Annotated in this window: 21 protein-coding genes, 4 tRNA genes and 1 pseudogene; 18 read left to right on the top strand and 8 right to left on the bottom strand. The window is 60.5% G+C overall.

What is annotated here, in order from left to right; all coding sequences use genetic code 11:
- Positions 1–70 precede the first annotated feature (70 nt).
- Positions 71–769 carry an orotidine-5'-phosphate decarboxylase gene (gene pyrF, locus AD670_RS04355; protein WP_017734306.1) on the top strand — a complete coding sequence of 233 codons (699 nt, stop codon included), beginning with the start codon at positions 71–73 and terminating at the stop codon, positions 767–769.
- A 36-nt stretch (positions 770–805) separates the two neighbouring features.
- Here the strand turns inward: pyrF and AD670_RS04360 are convergent, their stop codons facing one another.
- Positions 806–1813: an NADP-dependent oxidoreductase gene (locus AD670_RS04360; protein WP_053128635.1), complete on the bottom strand. Its 1008-nt coding sequence runs from the start codon at positions 1811–1813 to the stop codon at positions 806–808.
- Between the two features lie 228 nt (positions 1814–2041).
- Here AD670_RS04360 and AD670_RS04365 point away from each other — a divergent pair, with 228 nt between their 5' ends.
- The 4 genes and pseudogenes from AD670_RS04365 (at position 2042) to AD670_RS32200 (ending at position 6500) form a co-directional block, all read left to right on the top strand.
- Entirely contained in the window at positions 2042–2803 is a 762-nt protein-coding gene (locus tag AD670_RS04365) for an SDR family oxidoreductase (RefSeq protein WP_053128636.1), read from the top strand.
- Between the two features lie 201 nt (positions 2804–3004).
- Complete coding sequence (locus AD670_RS04370) at positions 3005–4417, top strand: PLP-dependent aminotransferase family protein (RefSeq protein WP_053128638.1); 1413 nt, start codon at positions 3005–3007, stop codon at positions 4415–4417.
- Between the two features lie 1024 nt (positions 4418–5441).
- Positions 5442–5642: pseudogene (locus AD670_RS32195) on the top strand (HAMP domain-containing protein); the annotation flags it as partial.
- A 15-nt stretch (positions 5643–5657) separates the two neighbouring features.
- The gene (locus AD670_RS32200) at positions 5658–6500 is read left to right on the top strand and encodes a methyl-accepting chemotaxis protein (protein ID WP_371263170.1); all 843 of its coding nucleotides are present in this window, start codon (positions 5658–5660) and stop codon (positions 6498–6500) included.
- 36 nt (positions 6501–6536) lie between these two features.
- On the opposite strand, the gene AD670_RS04380 is transcribed toward AD670_RS32200, so the two are convergent.
- Together AD670_RS04380 and AD670_RS04385 are read right to left on the bottom strand one after the other, a co-directional pair.
- On the bottom strand, positions 6537–7349 hold the full coding sequence (locus tag AD670_RS04380; RefSeq protein ID WP_053128641.1) for an alpha/beta fold hydrolase: 813 nt from the start codon (positions 7347–7349) through the stop codon (positions 6537–6539).
- A gap of 126 nt (positions 7350–7475) precedes the next feature.
- The gene (locus tag AD670_RS04385; RefSeq protein ID WP_053128643.1) at positions 7476–8246 is read right to left on the bottom strand and encodes a hypothetical protein; all 771 of its coding nucleotides are present in this window, start codon (positions 8244–8246) and stop codon (positions 7476–7478) included.
- A gap of 359 nt (positions 8247–8605) precedes the next feature.
- Here AD670_RS04385 and AD670_RS04390 point away from each other — a divergent pair.
- The 5 genes from AD670_RS04390 to gltS all read left to right on the top strand — a co-directional run bounded on the left by AD670_RS04390 (position 8606) and on the right by gltS (position 10431).
- Positions 8606–8681 (top strand) — tRNA-Glu (locus AD670_RS04390).
- Positions 8682–8684: 3 nt separating this feature from the next.
- A tRNA-Gly gene (locus tag AD670_RS04395) sits at positions 8685–8760 on the top strand.
- Positions 8761–8865: 105 nt separating this feature from the next.
- Positions 8866–8941: transfer RNA gene (locus AD670_RS04400), tRNA-Glu, on the top strand.
- Positions 8942–8944: 3 nt separating this feature from the next.
- Positions 8945–9020: transfer RNA gene (locus AD670_RS04405), tRNA-Gly, on the top strand.
- A gap of 199 nt (positions 9021–9219) precedes the next feature.
- Positions 9220–10431, top strand: coding sequence for a sodium/glutamate symporter (gltS, locus tag AD670_RS04410; RefSeq protein WP_053128644.1), 1212 nt, complete (start codon positions 9220–9222; stop codon positions 10429–10431).
- 93 nt (positions 10432–10524) lie between these two features.
- Here the strand turns inward: gltS and AD670_RS04415 are convergent, their stop codons facing one another.
- A complete protein-coding gene (locus AD670_RS04415; RefSeq protein ID WP_053128646.1) occupies positions 10525–12264 on the bottom strand; it encodes a dipeptidase in 1740 nt (579 codons plus the stop codon).
- Between the two features lie 147 nt (positions 12265–12411).
- Positions 12412–13038: a serine-tRNA(Ala) deacylase AlaX gene (locus tag AD670_RS04420; RefSeq protein WP_053128648.1), complete on the bottom strand. Its 627-nt coding sequence runs from the start codon at positions 13036–13038 to the stop codon at positions 12412–12414.
- A gap of 89 nt (positions 13039–13127) precedes the next feature.
- On the opposite strand from AD670_RS04420, the gene AD670_RS04425 reads away from it, so the two are divergent.
- A complete protein-coding gene (locus AD670_RS04425; protein WP_053128651.1) occupies positions 13128–14060 on the top strand; it encodes a LysR family transcriptional regulator in 933 nt (310 codons plus the stop codon).
- Between the two features lie 29 nt (positions 14061–14089).
- On the opposite strand, the gene AD670_RS04430 is transcribed toward AD670_RS04425, so the two are convergent.
- Both AD670_RS04430 and AD670_RS04435 read right to left on the bottom strand, forming a co-directional pair.
- Positions 14090–14497 (bottom strand): PA2817 family protein, encoded by a 408-nt coding sequence (locus AD670_RS04430; RefSeq protein ID WP_053128652.1) that lies wholly within the window; start codon positions 14495–14497, stop codon positions 14090–14092.
- 75 nt (positions 14498–14572) lie between these two features.
- On the bottom strand, positions 14573–17020 hold the full coding sequence (locus tag AD670_RS04435) for an acyl-CoA dehydrogenase (protein WP_053128655.1): 2448 nt from the start codon (positions 17018–17020) through the stop codon (positions 14573–14575).
- A 202-nt stretch (positions 17021–17222) separates the two neighbouring features.
- Between AD670_RS04435 and AD670_RS04440 the strand changes: the two genes are divergently transcribed.
- From AD670_RS04440 to AD670_RS04455, 4 genes are all read left to right on the top strand, one after another.
- Entirely contained in the window at positions 17223–17882 is a 660-nt protein-coding gene (locus tag AD670_RS04440; RefSeq protein ID WP_053128657.1) for a transglutaminase family protein, read from the top strand.
- A gap of 56 nt (positions 17883–17938) precedes the next feature.
- A complete protein-coding gene (locus AD670_RS04445) occupies positions 17939–18556 on the top strand; it encodes a glutathione S-transferase family protein (RefSeq protein ID WP_053128660.1) in 618 nt (205 codons plus the stop codon).
- A gap of 133 nt (positions 18557–18689) precedes the next feature.
- Positions 18690–19622 (top strand): ABC transporter ATP-binding protein, encoded by a 933-nt coding sequence (locus AD670_RS04450; RefSeq protein WP_053128661.1) that lies wholly within the window; start codon positions 18690–18692, stop codon positions 19620–19622.
- On the top strand, positions 19619–20398 hold the full coding sequence (locus AD670_RS04455; RefSeq protein WP_053128662.1) for an ABC transporter permease: 780 nt from the start codon (positions 19619–19621) through the stop codon (positions 20396–20398). The genes AD670_RS04450 and AD670_RS04455 overlap by 4 nt, the downstream gene beginning before the upstream one ends.
- Before the next feature lie 125 nt (positions 20399–20523).
- Here AD670_RS04455 and AD670_RS04460 read toward each other — a convergent pair whose 3' ends face one another.
- Complete coding sequence (locus AD670_RS04460) at positions 20524–21063, bottom strand: TetR/AcrR family transcriptional regulator (RefSeq protein WP_082340903.1); 540 nt, start codon at positions 21061–21063, stop codon at positions 20524–20526.
- 91 nt (positions 21064–21154) lie between these two features.
- On the opposite strand from AD670_RS04460, the gene AD670_RS04465 reads away from it, so the two are divergent.
- From AD670_RS04465 to AD670_RS04475, 3 genes are all read left to right on the top strand, one after another.
- Positions 21155–22354 carry an MFS transporter gene (locus tag AD670_RS04465; protein WP_053128666.1) on the top strand — a complete coding sequence of 400 codons (1200 nt, stop codon included), beginning with the start codon at positions 21155–21157 and terminating at the stop codon, positions 22352–22354.
- A gap of 88 nt (positions 22355–22442) precedes the next feature.
- Positions 22443–23591 (top strand): TDT family transporter, encoded by a 1149-nt coding sequence (locus AD670_RS04470; RefSeq protein WP_053128669.1) that lies wholly within the window; start codon positions 22443–22445, stop codon positions 23589–23591.
- A 57-nt stretch (positions 23592–23648) separates the two neighbouring features.
- Positions 23649–25523, top strand: coding sequence for an MFS transporter (locus AD670_RS04475; RefSeq protein WP_053128671.1), 1875 nt, complete (start codon positions 23649–23651; stop codon positions 25521–25523).
- Positions 25524–25578: the final 55 nt, after the last annotated feature.

Here is a 25578-nt window from a genome sequence, read left to right on the forward strand (position 1 = left end):
TCGGATCCCGCAACGGCGCTGCTTGCGCTACAATCCGCGCCGATTTCGACTTGCCTGAGAGCCCATTCCAATGTCCGTCTGCCAGACTCCTATCATCGTCGCCCTGGATTACCCCACCCGTGACGCCGCACTGAAGCTGGCTGACCAGTTGGACCCCAAGCTTTGCCGGGTCAAGGTCGGCAAGGAACTGTTCACCAGTTGCGCCGCAGAAATCGTCGGCACCCTGCGTGACAAAGGTTTCGAGGTGTTCCTCGACCTGAAATTCCACGACATCCCCAACACCACCGCGATGGCGGTCAAGGCTGCGGCCGAGATGGGCGTGTGGATGGTCAACGTGCACTGCTCCGGCGGCCTGCGCATGATGACCGCCTGCCGCGAAGTGCTGGAACAGCGCAGCGGCCCCAAGCCCTTGCTGATCGGTGTGACCGTGTTGACCAGCATGGAGCGTGAAGACCTGGCGGGTATCGGCCTGGATATCGAGCCTCAGGAGCAGGTCCTGCGCCTGGCAGCCCTGGCGCAGAAAGCTGGCCTTGATGGCCTGGTGTGTTCAGCACTGGAAGCCCAGGCGCTGAAGACCGCCCATCCGTCGTTGCAGCTGGTCACCCCGGGGATTCGCCCGGCGGGCAGCGCCCAGGACGACCAGCGCCGCATCCTGACCCCGCGCCAGGCACTGGACGCGGGCTCCGATTACCTGGTGATCGGCCGTCCGATCAGCCAGGCGGCCGACCCAGCCAAGGCCTTGGCGGCGGTCGTCGCCGAGATCGCCTGATCGATCAGCGATCAAAAAGGTGGGAGGGGCGGTGTATCAGTTGACCTTGAGCACCAGCTTCCCAAAGTTCTCGCCGTTGAACAGCTTCATCAGGGTCTCCGGGAACGTCTCCAGCCCCTCGACAATGTCCTCCTTGCTCTTGAGCTTGCCCTGGGCCATCCAGCCGGCCATTTCCTGGCCGGCGGCGGCAAAGTTGGCGGCATGATCCATTACCACAAAGCCCTCCATGCGTGCGCGGTTGACCAGCAGTGACAGGTAGTTGGCCGGGCCTTTCACGGCTTCCTTGTTGTTGTATTGGCTGATGGCGCCGCAAATCACCACGCGCGCCTTCAACGCCAGGCGGCTGAGCACCGCATCAAGGATGTCGCCGCCGACGTTATCGAAATAAACGTCCACGCCTTTAGGGCATTCGCGCTTCAGGGCAGCGGGCACGTCTTCGTTCTTGTAGTCGATGGCTGCATCAAAGCCCAATTCATCAATCAGGAATTTGCATTTGTCGGCGCCGCCGGCAATGCCGACCACGCGGCAGCCTTTGAGCTTGGCGATCTGCCCGGCAATGCTGCCCACGGCACCGGCTGCGCCGGAGATCACCACGGTTTCACCCGCCTTGGGCGCGCCGGTGTCGAGCAGTGCGAAGTAGGCGGTCATGCCGGTCATGCCCAGTGCAGAAAGGTAGCGGGGCAGGGGCGCGAGCTTGGGGTCAACCTTGTAGAAACCGCGCGGCTCGCCGAGGAAGTAATCCTGCACGCCCAAGGCGCCGTTCACGTAGTCCCCGACCGCGAATTTCGGGTTGTTCGAGGCAATCACCTTGCCCACACCCAACGCGCGCATGACCTCGCCGATACCTACGGGCGGAATGTAGGACTTGCCTTCATTCATCCAGCCCCGCATGGCCGGATCGAGGGACAGGTATTCGTTGTGCACCAGCACCTGCCCATCCTCGGGCGTGCCGACCGGCACTTCCTGGTAGGTGAAGGTTTCCCGCGTGGCCGCGCCGACCGGGCGTTTGGCGAGCAGGAATTGGCGGTTGGTCTGGGCGGTCATGGCAAGGACTCTTTAGAAGTGAAGCATGATTGATAGACCCTGAACGGCCCGGGAGCAAGGTCAGCCGAGGGTGCGAATGCTCGTCGATAGGTGTCATTGATAGTGAGCCAGGCTGCCTTATCACTGTGACTCATGCAGCACTAACCGGCCTTCTGATAGTGCTGACAGGTCTGTCTTGGCGTTGGCTAGACTCCGTCCACTGCAATTAACCCCCATAGGACATCTTCCATGAGCATGACGTTTTCCGGTCAGGTCGCCCTGGTCACCGGCGCCGCTGCCGGTATTGGCCGCGCCACCGCGCTGGCGTTCGCCGCCGAAGGTTTGAAGGTCGTGGTCGCCGACCTGGACGTGGCAGGCGGCGAGGGCACGGTTGCGCTGATCCACCAGGCGGGTGGCGAGGCGCTGTTCGTGCGCTGCAACGTCACGCAGGAGGCGGATGTGCAGCAGTTGATGGCACAGACCCTCAGCGCCTATGGGCGCCTGGACTATGCCTTCAATAACGCCGGCATCGAGATCGAGAAGGGCAAGCTGGCGGACGGCAGCCTGGATGAGTTCGACGCCATCATGGGCGTGAACGTCAAAGGGGTGTGGTTGTGCATGAAGTACCAGTTGCCGTTGCTGCTGGCCCAGGGCGGTGGGGCCATCGTCAACACCGCGTCGGTGGCGGGGTTGGGTGCGGCACCGAAGATGAGTATCTACGCGGCCTCCAAGCACGCGGTGATCGGCCTGACCAAGTCGGCGGCCATCGAGTATGCGAAGAAGAAAATCCGCGTCAACGCGGTCTGCCCGGCGGTGATCGACACCGACATGTTCCGGCGCGCTTATGAAGCCGACCCGCGCAAGGCCGAATTCGCCGCCGCCATGCACCCGGTCGGGCGTATCGGCAAGGTGGAGGAAATCGCCAGCGCAGTGCTGTACCTGTGCAGCGACGGAGCCGCGTTCACCACGGGTCATGCCCTGGCTGTGGACGGTGGTGCGACGGCTATCTAGGACTCTGCGTCGCCCCCTGTTCGAAAACGTCAGGGGGGGTGTGGGGCTTTTCCAGAGCTGGCAAAACGCCGCGACCGAATATGTGTCATTAGGTGAATAAGTCAATTAAATCAATACTTTAATAAAATTTCGCGACCGGCAATTCAGGGCTTCTGTGCTTAACTCTTGGGGTTGATAACAGACAGTTGAAGTGAGTGGCTCATGGATTTAGGGATCGATCGACAAGCCCTTGTACCGGTGGTGCAGCAAATCGTCAGTGCAGTGGCGCAATGGATTCGCAGGGACGGGGTCAGCCCCGGTACACGCTTGCCGTCCATCCGCCAATTGGCCCTGGATAATCTGCTCAGCCAGTCCAACGTGATCGAAGCATTCGAGAGGATGGTCGCCCAGGGGGTGCTGGCTCCCCGGCAGGGCTCGGGATTTGTGGTGGCCCAGCCACCGGCGTGCCACGAAGGCAATTGGTATGAGGGGGCGGAGCGCGAGTGGGGCGCCTTCGCCGATAATCCGTTGGGAGAGTTGAAACTGGGCTGCGGCTGGTTACCCGATGCCTGGCGCGAAAGCGATGACATCAGTTACGCGATTCGTGAGGTCGCCCGCACCGACACCGCCGGCCTGTTCAACTACAGCACGCCCTTGGGTTTGCCCGCGCTGCGCGAGCAACTGCTCAAGCGCCTGACCCAGATTCACATCGCCACCAGCCTGGATCGCATCCTCACCACCGCCGGCGCCAGCCACGCGCAGGACCTGCTGATACGCACGCTACTCAGGGCCGGCGACAGTGTGGTGGTCGAAACCCCGGGGTATGGCAATCTCTATCGGCAGTTGGCGTTCCAGGGCGTACAACTGTTGGAAGTGCCACGCACCCGAAGTGGCCCTGACCTTCCGGCGCTGGAGGCGCTGCTGCAACAGCATCGCCCCAAGTGCCTGTTCATCCACAGCCTGTATCACAACCCGACGGGTACCAGCCTGTGTCGCGTGGTGGCCGAGCGTTTGCTGGAGCTGGCGCACCGCGAAAACTTCCTGATCATTGAGGAAGACGTCTATGGTGACCTGCAGCAGGCCAGTTGCACGCGGCTTTCGGCACTCCCCCATGATGATCGAGTGATCTACGTCGCCAGTTTTTCCAAGACCTTGAGCAGCGCCTTGCGCGTGGGCTACCTCTGCGCCAGCAGTACGATCATCGCGCAACTGGCCAGCCTCAAGACCCTGACCGGTTTCGGCACCTCCCGGTTTGCTGAAGCGGTGGTCGCCACGTTGCTGGCCAATGGTACGTATCGCAAATGGGTGCAGCGCCTGCGCAAGCGGTTGAGTAGTGAGATGGCCGTGACCCTGCAAGTGCTGGAGGACGAAGAGTGGGAGGTGTTCGCCGTACCCACCGGCGGTATGTTCCTGTGGGCACGCCCGGGGGCGGCGCAGCCTTCGCGGTTGCAGGCGTGCGCCCGGCACTTGGGCGTATTGTTGGCGCCTGGGGCGTTGTTCAGTCCAACCGGCGGGCACAGTGAGTGGCTGCGCATCAATGTCGCCTATGCCACCGATCAACGTGCCTTGGCGTTATTCCGCACGATGGGTGCCGCCAGATCGACCTCGACCATTCTGAAAACGACGAGCTTGTAGCTTTTTGCCATTATTGTGGCGCCAATGCCTTGTGTTCAGTGCCGTGTGGTTGCGAATCTCGCTGCTTGTCAATCGGGCTTGATGGCATCTGCCATTGCAAGAGGATTCAAGTGCAATGATTTCAGGCGTGCAACGACGTTTCGCCAACCTCGGTATGGCGAAAAAACTCGGCTTGGGGTTCACCCTGGTGCTGTTGCTGACGGCTTTGATAGCCGCTATCGGCGTGTGGTCCCTGCAAACCGTTGGCCAGCGTTTCGAAGGCCTCAACGCGATGTCTTCGCTTAACAGCGGCTTGCTCAAGGTGCGCCTGATCGAGCAGGACTACGCGCTGCACGCCGACCCCAAGGCCGTCGACGCCCTGCATGAAAGCGTCGATGCCCTGGCGGCCCAGGCGGCCAGTCTCAAGGCCCGGTCTGCGGCAAATGTGCCGGTGATGGTCGAGGTCGAGCAGGCCCTCGCTGCCTACCGCAAGGCCTTCGATGAGTTTGTCGAACTGACACAGACCAAGGACCTGGCGCTGGAAATGGCCAGTTGGTCGGTGTCCAGCGTGGCGAATAACCTGGATGTGTTGCAGGCCGGCCTGGCGGACGACGGTGCCTATGGCCTCAAGGAAAGCCAAGGTAAGGAGGGGGCCGAGTTTATCGAGCAGGCAGGCCAGGTCAGTCAGGTTTCACGCTTGATGTTGCAGGCCATGAACGAAGCCCATGTCCGCCTGGACCAGAGCCGCAAGGCGGATGCTGACGAGGCTGAGCAAGGCAAGATCGAGCAGGCCGACCAGGCCCTCGCCCAGGTCGAGCAACTGAAAACGTCGGTCAAGGACGCCGGTTATCAGACGGTGCTCAACGAAGTTTCCGGGCATATCGCCGCGTTCAGCGAGAAGCTGGGGGAATACACCGGTCTGCTGGCCCAGGAAAAAGTCGTCTACAAACAACTGCATGATCGTGCTGACCAAGTGGTCAGCCGAGTCAATCAGGCCTATGACGCCGAAGACCTGTCGATGCAGGCGCAACTGAAGAAGAGCGCGATGCTGATCGTCGGTTCGTCGGCCCTGGCCTTGCTGGTGGGGTTGATAGCGGCCTGGGTGATTACGCGCTTGATCGTCGCGCCGCTGCGCAGTGTGATCGCGGTGGCCCAACAGATCGCCGCCGGGGATTTGAGCGGGCGTATGGAGGTCAGCCGGCGGGATGAAATCGGCCAGTTGATGCAGGCGATGCAGCAGATGAGCAGCGGCCTAAGCCAGATGGTCAGCGGCCTGCAGGCCGGTATCGAACAATTGGCAAGCTCGGCGCAGTCGCTGTCCAGCGTGACCGAGCAGACCAACGTCGAGGTGAGCAGCCAGAAGGAGGAGACCGAGCAGGTTGCCACTGCGATGAACCAGATGACCGCCACTGTGCACGATGTGGCGCGCAACGCCGAAGAGGCCGCGCAAGCCGCGCAGACGGCGGACGAGAAGGTCGACAGTGGCCAACAGGTGGTGCGCCAGAGTTTGCAGCGCATCGAGCTGCTGGCCACTTCCAGTACCCGCGCAAGCACCAGCATCGATAGCCTCAGTGCCGAAATCCAGCATATCGGCACCGTGCTGGGCGTGATCAAAAGCGTTGCCGAACAGACCAACCTGCTGGCCTTGAACGCCGCCATCGAAGCTGCCCGCGCCGGCGAACAGGGCCGAGGTTTTGCGGTCGTGGCCGATGAAGTCCGGGCACTGGCCAAGCGCACCCAGCAATCGACCGAAGAAATCGAGCGGCTCGTCAGTACCTTGCGCAGTGCTGCGCAATCGTCGGTGCAGCAGATTCAGCAAAGTGGCGAGCTGGTGAAACTGGCGGTCAGCGATGCGCTGGAAACCGAGAGTGCCCTGGGCAGCATCGCGGTCGCGGTGTCGTTGATCCAGCAGATGAACCAACAGATTGCCGCCGCGGCCGAGGAGCAAAGCTCGGTGGCCGAAGAGATCAATCGCAGTGTCACCAGTATTCGTGCGAGTGCCGATCAGTCGGCGTTGAGCATGCAGGGCAATGCGGCGTCGAGTATCCAGCTGGCGCAGTTGGGGGCGGAGCTCAAGGGTATGGTAGGGCACTTCCGCCTTTGATCGCCGCACAGAGGCCGCGATCAAAGGGAAGGGCGATCAGGCGTGGTTGGCGAGGAAGGTCAGCAGTGCTTCGTTGACGAAATCCGGGTTCTCTCGGCTGGAGATATGCCCGGCGTCGGGAATCAAGGTCAAGGCACAGCCTATCAGTTCGGCCATCTCCTCGGATTCGGCGGGTGGGCGAGGTTTGTCTTGTTCGCCACACATCACCAAGGTGGTATCGGCATCCAGGCGCGGGAGTTGGTCCAGCACATCGGTGCGGCTGAAGATCAATCGCCCCAGGGGCACGATGCTGTGCAGCAGGCGTTCCCGGGGAAAGTCCTGCAGCGACTTGCGAAAATCCTGGTAGAGCGCTGATTCGCGGTCGATGTCCGGGCGAAAGAAGATCGGCGCGATCACATCCAGCAGCGACTCAGGAATGGCGCCGGCGTCTTCAATCATCTTGAACAACGAGAAGTAATACTGGCGCGTGGCCTCTGGCTCGGCGCCGAGGTAGGTGTCCATCAGCACCAGGCTGTTGATCCGCTCGGGGGCCTGCAGCGCCAGGCGTGCGCCCCACATACCGCCGACCGAGAGGCCTACCAGGTTGATCTGTGCGATCTCCAAGTGGTCAAGCAGGGCCAGGGCCTGGCGCGCGAGGTCGTCGAGGGAGTGGGTGTGCGCGGGGAGTTGGCCCGATTCGCCGTGGCCCCATAGTTCGGGCACGATCACGCGGTACTGTTGCGACAGGGCTTCGATCTGTGGGGCCCACATGTCGCGGTCCCACAGGTAGCTTGAGCCGAGCAGGACGACAGGGCCGGTGCCCTGGTCAACGTAATGCAGCGGTTGTCCATCAATGACGGCGATAGGCATAGCGGGCCTCTGACTTCACGGAGTGAGGGGCACTTTTTTACGCTAGTCGGGGGCGGGGCGATAGATGCAAAGTGATGGCATGTTGTGGTGAGCGGGCCGGCCGATCACCACAGGGGAGGGCGTTGATCAGTCGTAGATGACTTTCTTTTTCCACTCGGCGTCGGCGTCGACTTCTTTCATGCCTTGGGTCAGTTCGTTGACTTCTTCTGCCGCCTGTTTGCTGTTCGCCAGTACCGTAGAGTTGGCGCGCGCCAGTTGGCCTTCCAGCAGTTGCAACTGAGCACTGTAGAGCACCGGCTCAGGTTGCTTGCGCAGGTACTGCACACCACGTTCGAAGGCCAGGCGCGCCTGGCCTGGCTGACCTTGCTGCAAGGCGTGCTGGCCGAGGTTGTTGAAGAATTCTATGTGCAACAGCACCAGGATATGACGGATTTCCTTGATCCAGTGCTTGGCTTCGTTGGTCGGCAGGAAACCGTCCTGGGCAGCGCGGGTGACCTGGCCGTGCAGGGCTTCCAGCAGGAAGCGCACGTCTTTGGCCTTGGCTTCGGTCTGGATCGGCGCCGGCGGGTTGTTGACCGGGATGGATTCACCCTGGGCTATCAGTGCGTTCAGCTCAGTGATACGTGCCTTGAGCGGTGCCCTGGTCTTGTTGAGGTTCAACAGGCGCTGGTTGACGTTGAGTTCCAGGCGGGTCAGTAACAGTTTGAGCGCCGGGGTCATCAACTGGCCTGGGAAGGTCTCGGTGATTTCACCGCAACGACGCAGCCGATCATTAAGCTCGATCTCGGTGCGCTGCTTTTCCAGCTTGTTGTTTTCCACCACGTGGTTCATGTAGCCAATGGCGATCAGTATTACGATCCCGGCTATTACCAGCAGGGTGATCATGAGTGGTGTCACCGGTGTGACCTCTTTGATAGGGTTTACAGTGGAGTGTAGTGACTGGACTTGTCGGCGGATAGGACTGATCGACCAGTTGCCCAGGTAGTTTCTTCTATATAGGTAGCCGCTTACCGCGTAGATGCACATTGCCATCATTTGCTGCAGCGAACTATAGCGTCTTGTCGGGCGCCAGAATATAGGCGCCAAGCCCCGGGCGGCCAGAATGCCCGCCAAGCCCGGTAAACGCGGGCGAAGTCATTGATTTAAATAAATTTATCCTTGGGGGTTGACGACCTTTCAATCCATCCATAGAATGCGCGCCACTTACAGCGTAAAGCACACAGCGAAACGCGGTAGGGAGTGAATGTTGTACGTGTGTCCCCTTCGTCTAGTGGCCTAGGACACCGCCCTTTCACGGCGGTAACAGGGGTTCGAGTCCCCTAGGGGACGCCATATGCGGGAATAGCTCAGTTGGTAGAGCACGACCTTGCCAAGGTCGGGGTCGCGAGTTCGAGTCTCGTTTCCCGCTCCAATTTACAAGCAGTGTGGCTTTCGGGCGGCACTGAGTGAAACCAGGACCAAGTCTTCGGACGAGGCCTCTGGGCACTGAAATACACACCATGTGTTTCAGTAGCGTGTCCCCTTCGTCTAGTGGCCTAGGACACCGCCCTTTCACGGCGGTAACAGGGGTTCGAGTCCCCTAGGGGACGCCATTTGCGGGAATAGCTCAGTTGGTAGAGCACGACCTTGCCAAGGTCGGGGTCGCGAGTTCGAGTCTCGTTTCCCGCTCCATATTCAACAAAAACGCCGATCAGAGATGATCGGCGTTTTTGTTTGTGCTGTTTTTTCGATGATGCACACCCGTTTTGCCGGGCGTTGTTGTACGTTTTGTAGGAGTTTTCTGTAGTTGGAGTGAGGTGGGTGCGTACAGGCCTCGTGATCTTTACTCTGGCGTGCCCGATTTCCCGGCCCATTCCAGAGAGCTGCCTAGATGCTTGAACTCGATTTCTATTCCACGCTGGTCGCCGCGTCACTGGTTCTATTGCTGGGGCGCGGGCTGGTCGCACGTATCAGTTTTTTGCGCATTTACAACATTCCTGAGCCGGTGGCCGGCGGCTTATTGGTTGCCATGCTGCTGCTGGCGTTGCGCGGGCTGGCTGATATCGAGGTGCGGTTCGACCCTTCGTTGCAAACCCCGTTGATGTTGGCATTTTTTGCCACCATTGGACTGAATGCGGACTTCGCCAACCTGAAGAAAGGCGGACGCATCCTGGGTATTTTCCTGCTGGTCGTTACCGCACTGTTGGTGGTGCAGAACGCCATGGGCATCGCGTTGGCTACGGCGTTGGGGCTTGACCCTCTGATGGGCTTGCTTGCGGGCTCCGTGACATTGTCGGGTGGTCACGGCACCGGGGCTGCGTGGGGCTCGGTGTTCAGCGAAAAGTATGCGGTCGCCTCCGCCTCCGAACTGGCCATCGCTTCGGCAACCTTCGGTTTGGTCCTCGGCGGCTTGATTGGTGGGCCGGTCGCGCGCTTGCTCATCAAGCGTGTCCAGACGCCAGGCCTGGAGCACCCGCAACCGCGCCTGCCCAAGGGCTTCGAGCAGCCAAACCAGGAACGCTTGATCACTTCATCCTCGTTTATCGAGACCCTCGCGCTTCTCGCGATCAGTCTGCAGGTCGGCACTTTGCTCAATGGTTTTCTTCAAGGAACAGCGTTCGAATTGCCTACTTTCGTGTGCGTGCTGTTTATCGGTGTAGTGCTGCGTAACGGGTTGTCGGCGCTGGGCTGGCATCAAGTTTTCGAGCGTGAAGTGTCGGTGCTGGGCAACGTCAGTTTGTCGTTGTTCCTGGCCATTGCCCTAATGTCGCTCAAACTCTGGGACCTTGCGGCACTGGCGCTGCCGATAGTGATCCTGTTGGCCGCGCAGGCGTTGTTGATGGCGCTGTTCGCGATTTTCGTCACGTTCCGGGTCATGGGCAGCAACTATGATGCGGCGGTGTTGGCGGCAGGGCATTGCGGTTTCGGGCTCGGCGCCACGCCAACCGCCATTGCCAATATGCAAGCAGTGACTCAACGCTTCGGCCCGTCGCAGATTGCGTTTCTGGTGGTGCCAATGGTGGGGGCGTTTTTCATCGATATCACCAATGCGGTGGTGATCAAGTTGTACTTGGCGTTGCCGTTCCTGGGCGTGGCAGGTTGAGTTTTTTGTTTATCAATGCAAACGCCGATCAATGCTGATCGGCGTTTTTGCATGTGCTATCTGTTGCTGAGCCGTAGCGGGCTCGAACCGCTGTCAGAGCTTCGGCAACTGCCCGATACGCCCCATCATCTCGGTGACGATCTGCAGATCCAGCAAGAACTGTTCGACCGTCTTGAACTCATTGTCGGTGTGTCCGGTGTATTTCACTTCCGGCCGCGCCAGGCCGAATTGCACGCCATTGGGCAGTTCATGCACGGACGTCGCGCCGGCCGAGGTGCCGAACTTATGCTCCATGCCCAGGTTCTCGCTGGCCACGGCCAACAACGCCTTCACCCACTCACCTTCCGGGTTGCGGAACATCGGTTCGGCGACCGAGTAGGTGAAGTCCACGTTGACCTTGGTTTGCTTGTCCCAGGCGCTCAGCTTGTCGGCAATCTCGGTTTTCAGCTTCTCCGGCGATTTGCCCTTTGGTACACGCAGGTTCACCGCCAGCTTGAAGGCTTTGTCATCCAGGCCGACAAAGGTCAACGAGGTGGTCAACGGCCCCATGAAATCGTCGGAGAAACCTACGCCCAATTTGCCGCCCAGATAATCCAGGCCCCAGTTATCCGAGGCATAACGGGCGGCGTCGGTGATGTGGTTATGCTTGAGGGCGATCTTGCCGTCGACAACGTGGATCAACTCCAGCATGCGCGACACCGGGTTGATGCCCGATTGTGGTTCGGAGGAGTGTGCGGAAACCCCGGTCACCGTCAGCTTGACCTCTTTGCCGACCACCTTGGCTGCGACCTCGAAGTCGCCGCCATTGCGCTTGGCATACTCCGCGCCGGCTTTTTGCAGGCTGGCGGCCAGTGCGGCAGGCTTGTCGCTGATAAACGTGGCAACCGAGGCCGATGGAATCTGGTTGGTGGCCATGCCGCCGGTCATCGAGATGATTTCGGCGCCTTTGCCTTCTCCTTTGCGGCGCGGGAAGGTGGCCATGACAGTGCCATAACCTTTCTCGGCAATCACCACCGGGTAGCCGCCATCCAGCGCCAGGTTGTATTGCGGCGTCGGGTTGCGTTCGAAGTAATAGGGGATCGCGTCACCGGAGGTTTCTTCGGTGGTGTCCACCAGCAGCTTGAAGTTGCGGGCCAACGGCAACTTTTCTTCCTTGATCACCTTCATGGCGTACATCGCCACCACGATGCCGTTTTTGTCATCCTCGGTGCCCCGGCCATACATGCGGTCGCCAATCAGCGTGACCTTGAACGGGTCGAGCTTGGTGCCGTCTTTCAGCACCCAGTTTTCCGGCGTTACCGGCACCACGTCGGCATGGGCGTGGATGCCCACCACTTCGTCGCCGCTGCCTTGCAGGGAAATCTCGTACACGCGGTTGTCGACGTTACGGAAGTTCAGGTTGAAGGTCTTGGCCAGGGCCTGGATCTTGTCGGCAATCCGGATGAATTCCGGGTTTCTGTACTGCGGCACGCCGTCGACGTTAAAGGTCGGGATTTCCACCAGTTCGCGCAGGGTGTCGAGGGCAGCCTTGCCGTATTTCACTCGGGTGTAAATACCCAGCAGGCGGTGGATTTCGTTCTGCTGGTCGGCGGTCAGGGTTTTGTTATCGAGGAAGGCGCTGATCGCCGGGCCCACGTCGTCGGCCTTGCCCAGGTCGCCCTTGGCCAGGGTGCCGAGGAAACCACGGAAATCAGTGACCGACGTTTCGCTGAAACTCTTCAGAATCGCCGTGCTTTGCTCTGGAGTGATGTTGGCAAAGGCGGGCGTAGTCATCACCGAAAGGCTGGCCGCGAAAAGTGTGGCAGCCGCCAATTGCTTGAGTGGAAAGTGCATGGTTGAAGGCATTCCTTTGCAGGGGGAAGTAGGGGATTTCTGATCAATATGTCAGAAATATTTCGACACACTACCACTGCCAAGGTGTGCCCGGGACGCGAACAGGAGGCTTATCTAAAAACTCAATAGCACCCTCAGCGCCGCTTTCTACTCCAGGCTGTAACGCACCGACAACGCACCCTTTTTCTCCGAGAGTGCGAGGATCGTGACCTGGCCCAGTTCGCTCAGCGTTTGCACATGGGTGCCGCCGCACGCGTAGGCGGGCAAATCACCGAAACCCACTTCGCGGCTGCCGTCGTCCAGGGTCATATGGCGCGGGTAGTCGGCGGCGATCCATTGGTTGATCTGCTGTTGAATGAACTCGGCGTCCATGGCTTGAGCCGTTTCGCCACGGATAAACGTGATCTTGCCCTCACCTGGCCAGTGATGCGCCTTGATGGGCATCCAGCCCAGGGTTTCGCCGACGTTGCCGATCAAATGTCCGGCGGAATGCAGGCGGGTATGCAGGGTGCGGCGTGGTTCATCGACCCGAGCGGTGATGGGGCCCGGCTCCAGCGGTTGGTTGACGTAGTGCACCACGCGATCAGTTTCCTGGGTGACCCGCAGTACCTGGCTGTCGCCCAGCCAGCCCGTGTCGAACGGCTGGCCACCGCCTTGGGGATGGAAAATCGTCGACTGCAAGACGACCGCAAACTGGCCCTCCCAGGGTGTGCAGCTCAGCACTTCCAGCTCGGCGGTCAGGTGGTCGTGGGTGAAAAACAGGCGTTCGGTCATTTTCTGCATCCGCATCAGGGTTCTGCGGGCAGTATAAATAGTGCTTGGATAGGTGATAATCCGCTCAAATATCAATGGACCTGTGCGTCATGAGCATCAATCTTCCTTTGCCGCTGCTGGGTGAAATGGCGATTTTCGTCAAGGTAGTAGAGACCGGCAGCTTCTCTGAAGCGGCGCGACAGTTGAGCGTTTCGCCGTCGGCGGTAAGTCGCAGTATTTCGCGCCTGGAAAAGGCCCTGGCTACCCGTTTGCTGCAGCGCACCACGCGCAAATTGCGCCTGAGTGAGGGTGGTGAGGAGGTGTTCAAGCGCTGTCAGGAGATGGTCAATGCGGCGCGCTCAGTAATGGAGATCAGCGGCCAGTTCACCCACGAAGCCGAGGGCCTGGTGCGGGTCAGTGTGCCCAAGGCGGTGGGGCGGTTTGTGGTGCACCCGCATATGCCGGAGTTTCTGCGGCGTTATCCCAAGGTGGACGTGCAATTGATCCTTGAAGATCGGCATGTGGATCTGATTGACGACAACGTCGACCTGAGCATCCGCATCACCGACAGCCCACCGCCGGGTCTGGTGGGGCGGCAGCTATTGCCGATTGAACATTTACTCTGTGCCACGCCGCAGTATTTAGTCGAGCACGGTACGCCGGAGCATCCCCACGACTTGCTGGCGCACAGTTGCATCTATCTGGGTGAAACTCCGGGGGACTCGCGCTGGAAATTCCGCCAGGGCGGCAAGACGGTAACGGTCGGCGTGCGTGGGCGTTATGCGGCGAACCACACCGGCGTGCGGCTGGATGCGGTGTCGCAGCATGTGGGAATTGGCAGCTTGCCGTATTTCACCGCGCGGCATGCGTTGGAGGAGGGGCGGTTGGTACAGGTGTTGCCGGGGTGGGACTTTATTGCGTCCTACCATGGCGAGGCGTGGTTGTTGCATTCGCCCACGCGTTACCTGCCGCCGAAGCTGCGGGTATTTATCGATTATCTGGTGGAGTGTATGGCGAGGGAGCCCACGTTGAAAAAGCTGTAGGAACCAAGCGTCTCCCTCGCGCCTATGGATCAGTGTTTGCTTTGGTCTTGCGGCATGGCCAGCAGCTGCTTTTCCTGGTTCCAGTCGAACGGTTCTTCATTCTGTTCGGCTTCAAAGCGACGTTCTTCCAGGGCCTGGTACAGGTCCAGTTCTTCGTCGGGCATGAAGTGCAGGCAATCGCCGCCAAAGAACCACAGCAGGTCGCGTGGAACCAGGTGGGCGATCTGTGGGTAGCGCAGGATGACCTGGCTCATCAGGTCCTGGCCCAGGTACTGGCTTTCGATCGGGTCGATCGGCAGCAGGGCGCGCAGTTCGTCAAAGCGCTCCAGGAACAGGGTGTGGCTTTCCTCGGGCACCTGTTCGGCTTCGCCGACGGCAACCAGGATGCTGCGCAGGTGGTCGAGCAAGACGAGATGATCGGCAACGACGTTGGACACGAGATAAGTCCTCTAAAGCAAAAACGGGCGCGAGAGTATATGCCCCTCGCGCCCGTTTTTATATGACCGCCGGACTCAGCGGACTTTACCCTCAGCGTTTACCAGCTCTTCCTTGCTGAAATCATCCACGTCGATCACCTTGCGCCGTGCCGCTTCGGCGTCACGCAGGGTTTGCGCTTCCGCCGGTTGCAACACACCGGCATGCAGCGCGGCGTCGATGGCATGTTCGCCGGCGGTCGGTTTGACCTGGCCACTTTTGAGCGCGGCATGCAGTTTTTTCTGCAGCGGGTGGCTGGCACCCAGCAGGTCGTAGGCGTGTTGCAGCGCGCCCACGGGATCTTCTGCCGATTGCGGGCGGTAGCAGCCAGCCAGCAATTCTTCCAGGGTCGGATCGCCTTTGGCGCGGCCAATCACCGCGGCCACTTCGGCATCCAGCGCATCGGATGGACCGGTATGGCGACGCCCGAACGGGAACACAATCACCCGCAGCAGGCAGCCCAGCACTTTATTCGGGAAGTTGCTCAGCAGTTCATCCAGCGCACGTTCGGACTCGCCGAGGCTTTCTTCCATGGCCCAGGCGAACAGCGGTTCCAGGTGATCCGGCGAATCCAGGTCGTGGTAACGCTTGAGTGCCGCCGATGCCAGGTACATGTGGCTCAGTACGTCACCGAGGCGTGCCGACAGGCGTTCGCGGCGTTTCAACTCACCACCCAGAAGCATCATGCTCAGGTCCGCCAGCAGCGCGAACGCGGCAGCCTGGCGGTTCAAGGCGCGGAAATAACCCTGGCTCAAACGGTTGCCCGGGGCTTTCTCGAAGTGCCCAACGCCGAGGTTCAGCACCAGGGTGCTGGCGGCATTGCTCACGGCAAAACCAATGTGCTGCATCAGCAGTCCATCGAACTCCTTCAGCGCCTGATCGTGGTCTTCACGACCGGCCAACGCCATTTCCTTGAGCACGAACGGATGGCAACGGATGGCGCCCTGGCCGAAGATCATCAGGTTGCGCGAAAGGATGTTCGCGCCTTCCACGGTGATGAAGATCGGCGCGCCCTGCCAGCTGCGGCCCAGGTAGTTGTTCGGGCCCATGATGATGCCCTTGCCACCGTGCACGTCCATGGCGTGGCTGATGCACTCGCGGCCGCGCTCGGTCAGGTGGTACTTGAGGATCGCCGACAGCACCGAGGGTTTTTCGCCGAGGTCCACGGCATTGGCGGTGAGCATGCGCGCGCTGTCCATCAGCCAGGCGTTGCCGCCGATGCGGGCCAGGGCTTCCTGGATACCTTCGAAAGCCGACAGCGGTACGTTGAACTGCTCGCGTACCTGGGCATATTGGCCGGTGACCAGGCTGGTGAACTTGGCGGCGCCGGTGCCCACGGCGGGCAGGGAGATCGAACGGCCGACTGACAGGCAGTTCATCAGCATCATCCAGCCTTTGCCGAGCATTTCCTGGCCGCCGATGAGGTACTCCAGGGGGATGAACACGTCCTTGCCGGAGTTCGGGCCGTTCATGAATGCGGCGCCGAGGGGCAGGTGGCGACGGCCGATTTCCACACCGGGGGTGTCGGTAGGGATCAGCGCCAGGCTGATGCCCAGGTCTTCTTCGTCACCCAGCAGGTGGTCTGGATCGTGGGCCTTGAAGGCCAGGCCCAGCAGGGTCGCGACCGGGCCAAGGGTGATGTAGCGTTTTTCCCAGTTCAGGCGCAGGCCGAGGGTTTCCTTGCCTTCCCATTCACCTTTGCAGATCACGCCCGTGTCAGGCATGGCGCCAGCATCGGAGCCGGCCAGCGGGCCGGTGAGGGCGAAGCAGGGAATGTCATCGCCACGCGCCAGGCGCGGCAGGTAGTGGTTGCGTTGTTCGTCGGTGCCGTAGTGCAGCAGCAGTTCGGCCGGGCCGAGGGAGTTGGGCACCATCACGGTGGAGGCCAGGTCGCCGCTGCGGGTGGCGAGTTTCATCGCGACCTGGGAGTGGGCGTAGGCCGAGAAGCCTTTGCCGCCGTATTCCTTGGGGATGATGAGGGCGAAGAAGCCGTGGGTCTTGATGTGCTCCCACGCGGCTGGCGGCAGGTCCATGGCCTGGCCGATTTCCCAGTCGCTGACCATGGCGCAGAGTTCTTCGGTGGGGCCGTCGATAAATGCCTGTTCTTCCTCGGTCAGTTGGGCCTTGGGGTAGGCCAGCAACTTGTCCCAATCGGGGCGACCGCTGAACAGCTCGCCGTCCCACCACACGGTGCCGGCGTCGATGGCATCGCGCTCGGTCTCGGACATCGGCGGCAAGACTTTCTGAAACCAGCTGAACAACGGCTTGGTGAAGTATTGGCGGCGCAGGTCCGGCAACAGCAGGGGCGCGGCGACCACAGCGATCAACACCCAGAAAATCAGCAGCAGCCAACCCGGTGCGTGGCTCCAGGCGCCCATCGCCAGCAGGTAAACGGCGACCACGCCCAGGGCGGGCAGCGGGGCGACGCGGCGATGTGCCAGATAGGCAACGCCGACCACCAGAACCAGTATCCACAACAACAGCATATTCAATCCTCCGTGAAACCAGGGGCGAAACCACCAGGGAGCTTAGTCGGCATCCGAACAAGCGGGGTGATCAGGTGTTACAAGTTGTACTGGAAGTTAGGTTGGGAGCGCCTCTCAGCAGGCGCCGACATTTGGCCGATTCGTCGTTATCTCTAGGACAGACCTGTCGTTAAACTCCAGGCTTCCCTCGGAGATCAAGCTCATGGATACGTACCTGAGTCCCAGCCGCTTCATCGATAGTGACCACCCTGCGGTGGTGGAGTTCGCCGAAAAACATCGCGGTCCCAGCGCGGCTTTACGTGACCAGGCGGTCAGCCTCTATTACGCCGTGCGTGAGGCCATTCGCTACAACCCCTACACCTTCAGCCGCGACCCCGACAGCCTGAGCGCGAGCTTTGCGCTGGCCGCCGGCGAAAGCTATTGCGTGCCCAAGGCCACCCTGCTCGCGGCCTGCGCCCGCCACTGTGGCATTCCGGCGCGCATCGGCCTGGCGGACGTGCGCAATCATCTGTCGACGCCACGCCTGATCGCGTTGCTCAAAAGCGATGTGTTCGCCATGCATGGCTACACCGAGCTTTACCTCGATGGCCGCTGGGTCAAGGCGACCCCGGCGTTCAACCGGCAACTGTGTGACGTGTTCGACGTACCACCGCTGGACTTCGACGGGATCAACCACAGCGTATTCCATGCATTCAATCGCCAGGGACAGCGCTCGATGGAGTACGTGGTGGACCATGGCCAGTTCCCGGATGTGCCCGAGGATTTTTTCTTCGCGCATATCCAGGCCTGTTACCCGCACTTGTTTGGCGAGGACATGCCGGCCCTGCTGGGCGATATGCAGAGCGATTTAAGCCGCGCGTGAACCGGCGTATGCTGCTGCGTTCATCAAGCCATGTTCATCAACAATAAGGCGCGGTCATGCTGAAAATCTGGGGTCGTAAAAATTCATCAAACGTCAGGAAAGCACTGTGGTGCGCCGAGGAACTCGGCCTGGACTATGAGGCAATTGATGCGGGCGGGGCTTTTGGTGTGGTCGACACGCCGCAGTACCGGGCATTGAACCCGAACGGTCGGGTGCCGATGATCGAGGACGGTGACTTTGTGTTGTGGGAGTCCAACACCATCGTGCGCTACCTCTGCGCCAAGCACGCGTCGGCGTTTTACCCGAGCGACCTGCAAGTGCGTGCCAGTGCCGAAAAGTGGATGGACTGGACCACCTCGACCCTTGCCGAACCGTTCAAGGCTGTGTTCTGGGGCATTGTGCGCACCCCGGCGGAAAAGCAGAACTGGGACAGCATCAATGCCGGGCGTCAGGCCTGTATTGATGCACTGAGCACCGTGGACAGCGCATTGTCCGAGCAGCCTTACCTGTCGGGAGATACCTTCGGCATCGGTGATATTCCCCTCGGCTGCTTTATCTACGCCTGGTTCGAGATGCCCATCGAACGCCCTTCGATGCCCCATCTGGAGGCCTGGTACCAGCGCCTGCAACAACGCCCTGCCTACCGCAAAGCGGTCATGACCGCGTTGACTTAATACTGACTATTAATACAGGTGACTGTACTTGTGCGGCGCGGGCAAGCACCATGCCTGTCATGCGCCGCCGTTGAACTACGTGGGCTGCGCCCTCATCTACTGTTTCTAATCCTTCTTTGGTGCGTATTCCGATATGAGTTCCGCTCTGTCCATCCGGCAGCTAACCAAAACCTACGGCAACGGTTTCCAGGCCCTGAGTGGTATCGATCTGGACGTTGCTGAAGGTGACTTCTTCGCCTTGCTCGGTCCCAACGGTGCCGGCAAATCCACCACCATCGGCATCCTCTCGACCCTGGTCAACAAGACCAGCGGTACAGTGAATATCTTCGGCCATGACCTGGACAAATCCCCGGCGGCGCTCAAGCGTTCCATCGGCGTAGTGCCCCAGGAATTCAACTTCAACCAGTTCGAAAAGACCTTCGACATTGTCGTGACCCAGGCCGGTTACTACGGCATCCCGGCGAAAATCGCCAAGGAACGCGCCGAGCAGTACCTGACTCAACTGGGCCTGTGGGACAAGCGCGACGTGCCTTCGCGTTCGCTGTCCGGCGGCATGAAGCGTCGCCTGATGATCGCCCGCGCACTGGTGCATGAACCGCGCTTGTTGATCCTCGACGAACCCACCGCCGGCGTGGACATCGAGCTGCGTCGGTCGATGTGGACCTTCCTCACTGAGCTGAACGAGAAGGGCATCACCATCATCCTCACCACTCACTATCTGGAAGAGGCTGAGCAGCTGTGCCGCAACATCGGCATCATCGACCACGGCACCATTGTCGAGAACACCAGCATGCGTAACCTGCTGGGCCAGTTGCATGTGGAGACCTTCCTGCTTGACCTGAAGAACAACCTGTCGGTCCCGCCGCAACTGCTTGGTTACCCCAGCCGCCTGGTGGACAGCCACACCCTGGAAGTCCAGGTGGATAAAGCCATGGGCATCACTGCGTTGTTCACCCAGTTGGCGACCCAGAACATCGAAGTGCTGAGCCTGCGTAATAAAACCAATCGCCTTGAGGAGTTGTTCGTGTCCCTGGTGGAGAAAAATCTGACGAAGGTGGCGGTATGAGTTCTGAGCTGCAACCCAACCTCGTCGCGCTGCAGACCATCGTCTACCGCGAAGTGAAGCGCTTTACCCGGATCTGGCCGCAGACCCTGCTGCCGCCGGCGATCACCATGGTTTTGTACTTTGTGATCTTCGGCAACCTGATCGGCCGCCAGATCGGCGACATGGGTGGTTTCACCTACATGGAGTACATCGTGCCGGGTCTGATCATGATGTCGGTGATCACCAACTCCTACGGCAACGTGGTCTCCAGTTTCTTCGGCAGCAAGTTCCAGCGCTCCATCGAAGAGCTGATGGTCTCGCCGGTGTCGCCGCACACCATCCTGATCGGCTACACCCTGGGCGGCGTGCTGCGCGGCCTGATGGTGGGGGTGATCGTGACGCTGCTGTCGCTGTTCTTCACCCACCTGCAGGTGCATCACCTCGGCGTCACTATCCTGGTGGTGGTGCTGACGGCGACGATCTTCTCGTTGCTGGGGTTTATCAACGCCGTGTTCGCGCGCAATTTCGATGATATTTCGATCATCCCGACCTTCGTGCTGACACCGCTGACCTACCTGGGCGGCGTGTTCTACTCCATCACCCTGCTGCCGCCGTTCTGGCAGACCGTGTCGCTGGCCAACCCGGTGCTGCACATGGTCAACGCCTTCCGCTACGGCATCCTTGGCGTGTCGGATATCAAGATCAGCGTGGCGATCACCTTCATGCTGGTGGCGACGGTGGTGTTGTATATCGGTTGCGCGCGGTTGTTGGTGAGCGGGCGCGGGATGCGTACCTGATAAACGCGGTAGAAAAATGTGGGAGGGGGTTTGCTCCCGATTGCGATGTGTCAGCTACAGATAAGCTGACTGACATACCGCTATCGGGAGCAAGCCCCCTCCCACATTTGGTTTGTGTCAGGTCTTCAGGCCTTCAGTGCCAGCTCGATCAGCGCGTGCAGTTCTTCAACTTTCAGTGGCGCGGTTGAGAACAGAATACGAAACACCGTCGGCGCTGCGAGCAGATTGATCAAGTGGTCCACGCTCGGTGGCGCCGGGTCCGGATAACGATCGACAATCGCCTGAAACTGCCCACTCAAGATGCTCACGCAGTAGCCCGGCGTCACGCTGCATTGCAGGTCGCGCATCATGTTGCGGCCCGGCTCCGAACTCATCTCATCCAGGTATTGCTCGGCCCACGCCCGCAAGTCGCCACGCAGGCTGCCGGTGTTGGCGGGCTCGCTGTCGGGGCGCATGCGCGCCAGGGCCACGTCCGCGAGCAGCACCGAGAGGTCGCCCCAGCGCCGGTAGATAGTCGACGGCGTGACGCCTGCGCGTGCGGCAATCATCGGCACTGTGACACTGGAGCGCTCATGGGCTTCCAGCAAATCACGCACGGCCGAATGGACCGATTCTTGTACCCGGGCACTGCGGCCCCCCGGGCGGAGACCTTCTTTTATCGCCATGCTTGCGACCTTAACACAAAGAATTTGCTTTAAGCGCTGGCGGGTAGCACACTCCGCAAAAGCAAAATATTAGCTTTAGCGGAGCGTGCCCATGTCCAGCCTCACTTCTCATCGTTCCAGCCTGGTGTTCCTTGCGGTCACCTTGCTGACGTTTCTCGCGGCGTCCAGTGCGCCAACGCCGTTGTATCACCTGTATCAGGAAGGCCTGCATTTTTCCGCGGGCATGCTCACGCTGATTTTTGGTGTGTACGCCTTGAGCCTGCTGGCGGCGTTGTTGACCGTCGGATCGCTGTCGGACCATCTGGGGCGCCGGCCGGTGATTTTCACCGCACTGCTTCTGAATATGCTGGCGATGGTGTTGTTTATCAATGAAAGCAGCGTGGCCTGGCTGATCGCCGCACGTACCGTGCAGGGGTTTGCCACCGGCATGGCCACGGCGGTGCTGGGCGCGGCGTTGCTCGACACCGACCGCCAGCAGGGCCCGTTGGTCAACAGTGTGGCGCCGCTGCTGGGCATGGCGTGCGGGGCGATGGGCAGCAGTTTGCTGGTGGAGTTCGCGCCGCTGCCGACGCAGTTGATCTACTGGACACTGCTGGCGCTGATGCTGGTGCAGGCACTGTGCGTGTGGCGCCTGCCGGAAACCGTCCAGCGTATTCCCGGTGCGCTGGCTTCGCTGCGCCCAACCCTGCATGTGCCGCCCCAGGCGCGTCGGGCGTTATGGCTGTCGTTGCCGGTGGACGTGGCGGTGTGGGCGATGGGTGGTTTCTACTTGTCGCTGGCGCCGTCGCTGGTACGGGCGGCGACAGGCTCCACGTCCAACCTTATCGGCGGCGGCCTGGTGGCGGTGCTGACCTTGAGCGGTGCGCTGATGATCTTCACCCTGCGCAATCGCCCGGCCAGCAAGGTACTGCGCCTGGGCGCGATGCTCTTGGCTGTGGGCGTGGCGATGATCCTCACGGCGGTGCACAGCGCCAGCCTGCCACTGTTTTTTATCGCCACGTTGATCGCCGGCAGTGGCTTCGGCGCCGGCTTTCTCGGCGCCTTGCGCAGTGTGGTGCCGTTGGCCTTGCCCCATGAACGGGCAGGCTTGATGTCGGCATTCTATGTGCTGAGTTATTTGGCGTTTTGCTTGCCTTCGCTGCTGGCGGGCAACCTCATTCGCCGCTTTGGCCTGATCGCCACCACCGACGGTTACGGCGCAGTCCTCATTCTGCTGGCCCTCGGGGCGTTGATCGCGTTGCTGCTGCAGGATTCGGCAAAGTCCAAGGCGGCCTGTATATCTGCAAAGTAGATAACAGTTAGAGATATTACCCGTTATATAGATATTCGATCAGGTTCTACCATGGTCTCAACCTCATGCGAGGAAGAGGATTGCCATCATGACCTGCTCGACGACCACCAGCTACAAACCCTTCAGTCACCTGACCCGTCCCCGGGAAGTGATTCGTCAATTCACCCCCAACTGGTTCGCCGCGACCATGGGCACCGGCGTGCTGGCGCTGGCCCTGGCGCAGTTGGCGGCCAATCTGCCAGGTTTGCATGCCATTGCCGAAGGGCTGTGGTGGTTCACCATCGGCCTGTTCATCTTGTTCAGTGCCTTATATGCCGCGCGTTGGGTGATGTTTTTCCACGAGGCGCGGCGGATCTTCGGGCACTCCACGGTCTCGATGTTCTTCGGCACCATTCCCATGGGCCTGGCGACCATTCTCAATGGCTTGCTGCTGTTTGGCCTGCCGCGTTGGGGTGGTGATGTGATCCCGCTGGCCGAAGCCCTGTGGTGGCTGGATGTGGCGATGGCACTGGCCTGCGGTGTACTGATTCCCTTCATGATGTTCACCCGCCAGGAACACAGCATCGACCAGATGACGGCTGTCTGGCTGTTGCCGGTGGTGGCGGCCGAAGTCGCCGCAGCCAGCGGTGGCTTGCTCGCGCCGCATCTTGCGGACGCTCACTCGCAACTGGTGATGCTGGTGACCAGCTACGTGCTGTGGGCGTTTTCGCTGCCGGTGGCGTTCAGCATCCTGACCATCCTGATGTTGCGTATGGCCCTGCACAAACTGCCCCACGCCAACATGGCCGCGTCGAGCTGGCTGGCGCTGGGCCCGATCGGTACCGGTGCCCTGGGCATGTTGCTGCTGGGCGGCGATGCACCGGCCATCTTTGCCGCCAATGGCTTGCCTGGCGTCGGTGAAATGGCCAATGGTCTCGGCCTGGTTGCAGGTATCACCCTGTGGGGCTTCGGCTTATGGTGGATGCTGATCGCGGTATTGATCACCCTGCGTTACCTGCGCGGCGGTATTCCGTTCAACCTGGGCTGGTGGGGTTTTACCTTCCCGTTGGGCGTTTACGCCCTGGCCACGCTGAAGCTGGCGAGCCTGCTGCACCTGGGCTTCTTCAGCGCATTTGGCAGCATGCTGGTGGTGGCGTTGGCGCTGATGTGGCTGATCGTGGCCAAGCGCACCCTGCAGGGCGCCTATAAAGGAGAGCTTTTTGTTTCGCTGTGCATTGCAGGACTAGGGAATAAGTAAGCGGAGTTAGGTAAAGTCGTGGCCTGATAACTATTAGGCCACGCAGGAACACGGACGATGAGCCACCCCTCACAATTCACCTTGCTGCGCACACGGCGCTTCCTGCCGTTTTTCATCACCCAGTTGCTGGGCGCTTTCAACGACAACATCTTCAAGCAATCGCTGATCCTGGCGATTCTCTACAAGCTCACTATCGACGGTGACCGCGCCATTTGGGTCAACCTGTGCGCCTTGCTGTTTATCCTGCCGTTCTTCCTGTTCTCGGCGCTGGCCGGGCAGTTTGGCGAGAAATTCAACAAGGATGCGTTGATCCGCGCGATCAAGATCGGCGAGATCGTGATCATGGCCGTCGGCGCCACGGGCTTCCTGTTCAACCATCTGGAATTGATGCTGCTGGCGCTGTTTGCCATGGGCACCCACTCGGCGTTGTTCGGCCCGGTGAAGTACTCGATCATGCCCCAGGCCCTGCACGAAGATGAGCTGGTAGGTGGCAACGGCCTGGTGGAGATGGGCACGTTCCTGGCCATCCTGGCCGGCACCATTGGCGCCGGGATCATGATGTCGTCCAGTCATTACGCGCCGATCGTGGCGGTGGCGATTGTCGGCGTGGCCGTGCTGGGTTACCTGGCCAGCCGCAGCATTCCGCGGGCAGCGGCTTCTACGCCGCAACTGCGTCTGGACTGGAATATCTTCACCCAGTCGTGGGCCACGCTGCGCATGGGCCTGGGGCAGACGCCGGCGGTGTCGCGCTCGATTGTCGGCAACTCATGGTTCTGGTTTGTCGGCGCGATCTACCTGACGCAGATCCCGGCCTACGCCAAGGAGTGGTTGTACGGCGATGAAACCGTGGTGACCCTGATCCTCACCGTGTTCTCGGTGGGCATCGCCCTGGGCTCGATGCTCTGCGAAAAACTCTCCGGGCGTAAGGTGGAAATCGGCCTGGTGCCGTTTGGCTCGTTCGGCCTGACGGTGTTCGGCCTGCTGTTGTGGTGGCATTCCGGGGGCTTCCCGCAGAACGTTCAAGCCAACGATTGGCTCGCGGTGCTCAGCTATGGCCAGGCCTGGTGGGTGTTGTTCGATATCCTGGGCCTGGGTGTGTTCGGCGGCTTTTATATCGTGCCGCTGTATGCGCTGATCCAGTCGCGTACTGCCGAGAACGAGCGGGCGCGGGTGATCGCCGCCAATAACATTCTCAATGCGTTGTTCATGGTGGTGTCGGCGATTGTGTCGATCCTGCTGCTGAGTGTGGCCAAGCTGTCGATCCCTGAGTTGTTCCTGGTGGTGTCGCTGCTCAACATCGCCGTCAACACCTACATCTTCAGGATCGTCCCCGAGTTCACCATGCGCTTCATGATCTGGCTGCTCAGCCATTCCATGTACCGCGTGGAGCATCGCAACCTCGACCTGATCCCGGACGAAGGCGCCGCGCTACTGGTGTGCAATCACGTGTCGTTTGTCGATGCGCTGTTGATTGGCGGCGCGGTGCGTCGGCCGATTCGCTTTGTCATGTACTACAAGATCTACCGTTTGCCGGTGCTGAACTTTATCTTCCGCACCGCCGGGGCGATTCCGATTGCCGGGCGCAACGAAGATATCCAGATCTATGAAAAGGCCTTCACGCGCATTGCGCAGTACCTGAAGGACGGGGAGTTGGTGTGTATCTTTCCGGAAGGCAAATTGACCAGTGATGGCGAGATGAACGAGTTCCGTGGCGGTGTGACGCGCATTCTGGAAGAGACGCCGGTGCCAGTGATTCCGATGGCGTTGCAGGGGTTGTGGGGGAGTTTCTTCAGCCGCGATCCGAACAAGGGCTTGTTTCATCGAATCTGGTCGCGGGTGGTGTTGGTGGCAGGTGAGCCTGTTGCTGTGGAGGCGGCTACGCCTGCGCAGTTGCAGGCGGTGGTTGGTGTTTTGCGGGGGAGTGTCAGGTAGTTCTGTGCTGGATGTTCCGGACTCATCGGGGGCTTGCCCCCGATGGCGGTAGCAG

The sequence above is a fragment of the Pseudomonas sp. MIACH genome (genome assembly GCF_001269925.1).
Lineage (GTDB): Bacteria > Pseudomonadota > Gammaproteobacteria > Pseudomonadales > Pseudomonadaceae > Aquipseudomonas.

What these genes read in the sequence shown, in the direction of transcription:
- AD670_RS04380 (WP_053128641.1), bottom strand. Translation starts at nt 7,349, where the DNA reads ATGCCTATCGCCGTCATTGATGGACAACCGCTGCATTACGTTGACCAG.
- AD670_RS04445 (WP_053128660.1), top strand. Translation starts at nt 17,939, where the DNA reads ATGCTGAAAATCTGGGGTCGTAAAAATTCATCAAACGTCAGGAAAGCA.
- AD670_RS04455 (WP_053128662.1), top strand. Translation starts at nt 19,619, where the DNA reads ATGAGTTCTGAGCTGCAACCCAACCTCGTCGCGCTGCAGACCATCGTC.
- AD670_RS04440 (WP_053128657.1), top strand. Translation starts at nt 17,223, where the DNA reads ATGGATACGTACCTGAGTCCCAGCCGCTTCATCGATAGTGACCACCCT.
- AD670_RS04360 (WP_053128635.1), bottom strand. Translation starts at nt 1,813, where the DNA reads ATGACCGCCCAGACCAACCGCCAATTCCTGCTCGCCAAACGCCCGGTC.
- AD670_RS04425 (WP_053128651.1), top strand. Translation starts at nt 13,128, where the DNA reads ATGAGCATCAATCTTCCTTTGCCGCTGCTGGGTGAAATGGCGATTTTC.
- AD670_RS04420 (WP_053128648.1), bottom strand. Translation starts at nt 13,038, where the DNA reads ATGACCGAACGCCTGTTTTTCACCCACGACCACCTGACCGCCGAGCTG.
- AD670_RS04470 (WP_053128669.1), top strand. Translation starts at nt 22,443, where the DNA reads ATGACCTGCTCGACGACCACCAGCTACAAACCCTTCAGTCACCTGACC.
- AD670_RS04365 (WP_053128636.1), top strand. Translation starts at nt 2,042, where the DNA reads ATGAGCATGACGTTTTCCGGTCAGGTCGCCCTGGTCACCGGCGCCGCT.
- AD670_RS04435 (WP_053128655.1), bottom strand. Translation starts at nt 17,020, where the DNA reads ATGCTGTTGTTGTGGATACTGGTTCTGGTGGTCGGCGTTGCCTATCTG.
- AD670_RS04370 (WP_053128638.1), top strand. Translation starts at nt 3,005, where the DNA reads ATGGATTTAGGGATCGATCGACAAGCCCTTGTACCGGTGGTGCAGCAA.
- pyrF (WP_017734306.1), top strand. Translation starts at nt 71, where the DNA reads ATGTCCGTCTGCCAGACTCCTATCATCGTCGCCCTGGATTACCCCACC.
- AD670_RS04450 (WP_053128661.1), top strand. Translation starts at nt 18,690, where the DNA reads ATGAGTTCCGCTCTGTCCATCCGGCAGCTAACCAAAACCTACGGCAAC.
- AD670_RS04415 (WP_053128646.1), bottom strand. Translation starts at nt 12,264, where the DNA reads ATGCACTTTCCACTCAAGCAATTGGCGGCTGCCACACTTTTCGCGGCC.
- AD670_RS04460 (WP_082340903.1), bottom strand. Translation starts at nt 21,063, where the DNA reads ATGGCGATAAAAGAAGGTCTCCGCCCGGGGGGCCGCAGTGCCCGGGTA.
- AD670_RS04465 (WP_053128666.1), top strand. Translation starts at nt 21,155, where the DNA reads ATGTCCAGCCTCACTTCTCATCGTTCCAGCCTGGTGTTCCTTGCGGTC.
- AD670_RS32200 (WP_371263170.1), top strand. Translation starts at nt 5,658, where the DNA reads ATGGTCAGCGGCCTGCAGGCCGGTATCGAACAATTGGCAAGCTCGGCG.
- AD670_RS04475 (WP_053128671.1), top strand. Translation starts at nt 23,649, where the DNA reads ATGAGCCACCCCTCACAATTCACCTTGCTGCGCACACGGCGCTTCCTG.
- gltS (WP_053128644.1), top strand. Translation starts at nt 9,220, where the DNA reads ATGCTTGAACTCGATTTCTATTCCACGCTGGTCGCCGCGTCACTGGTT.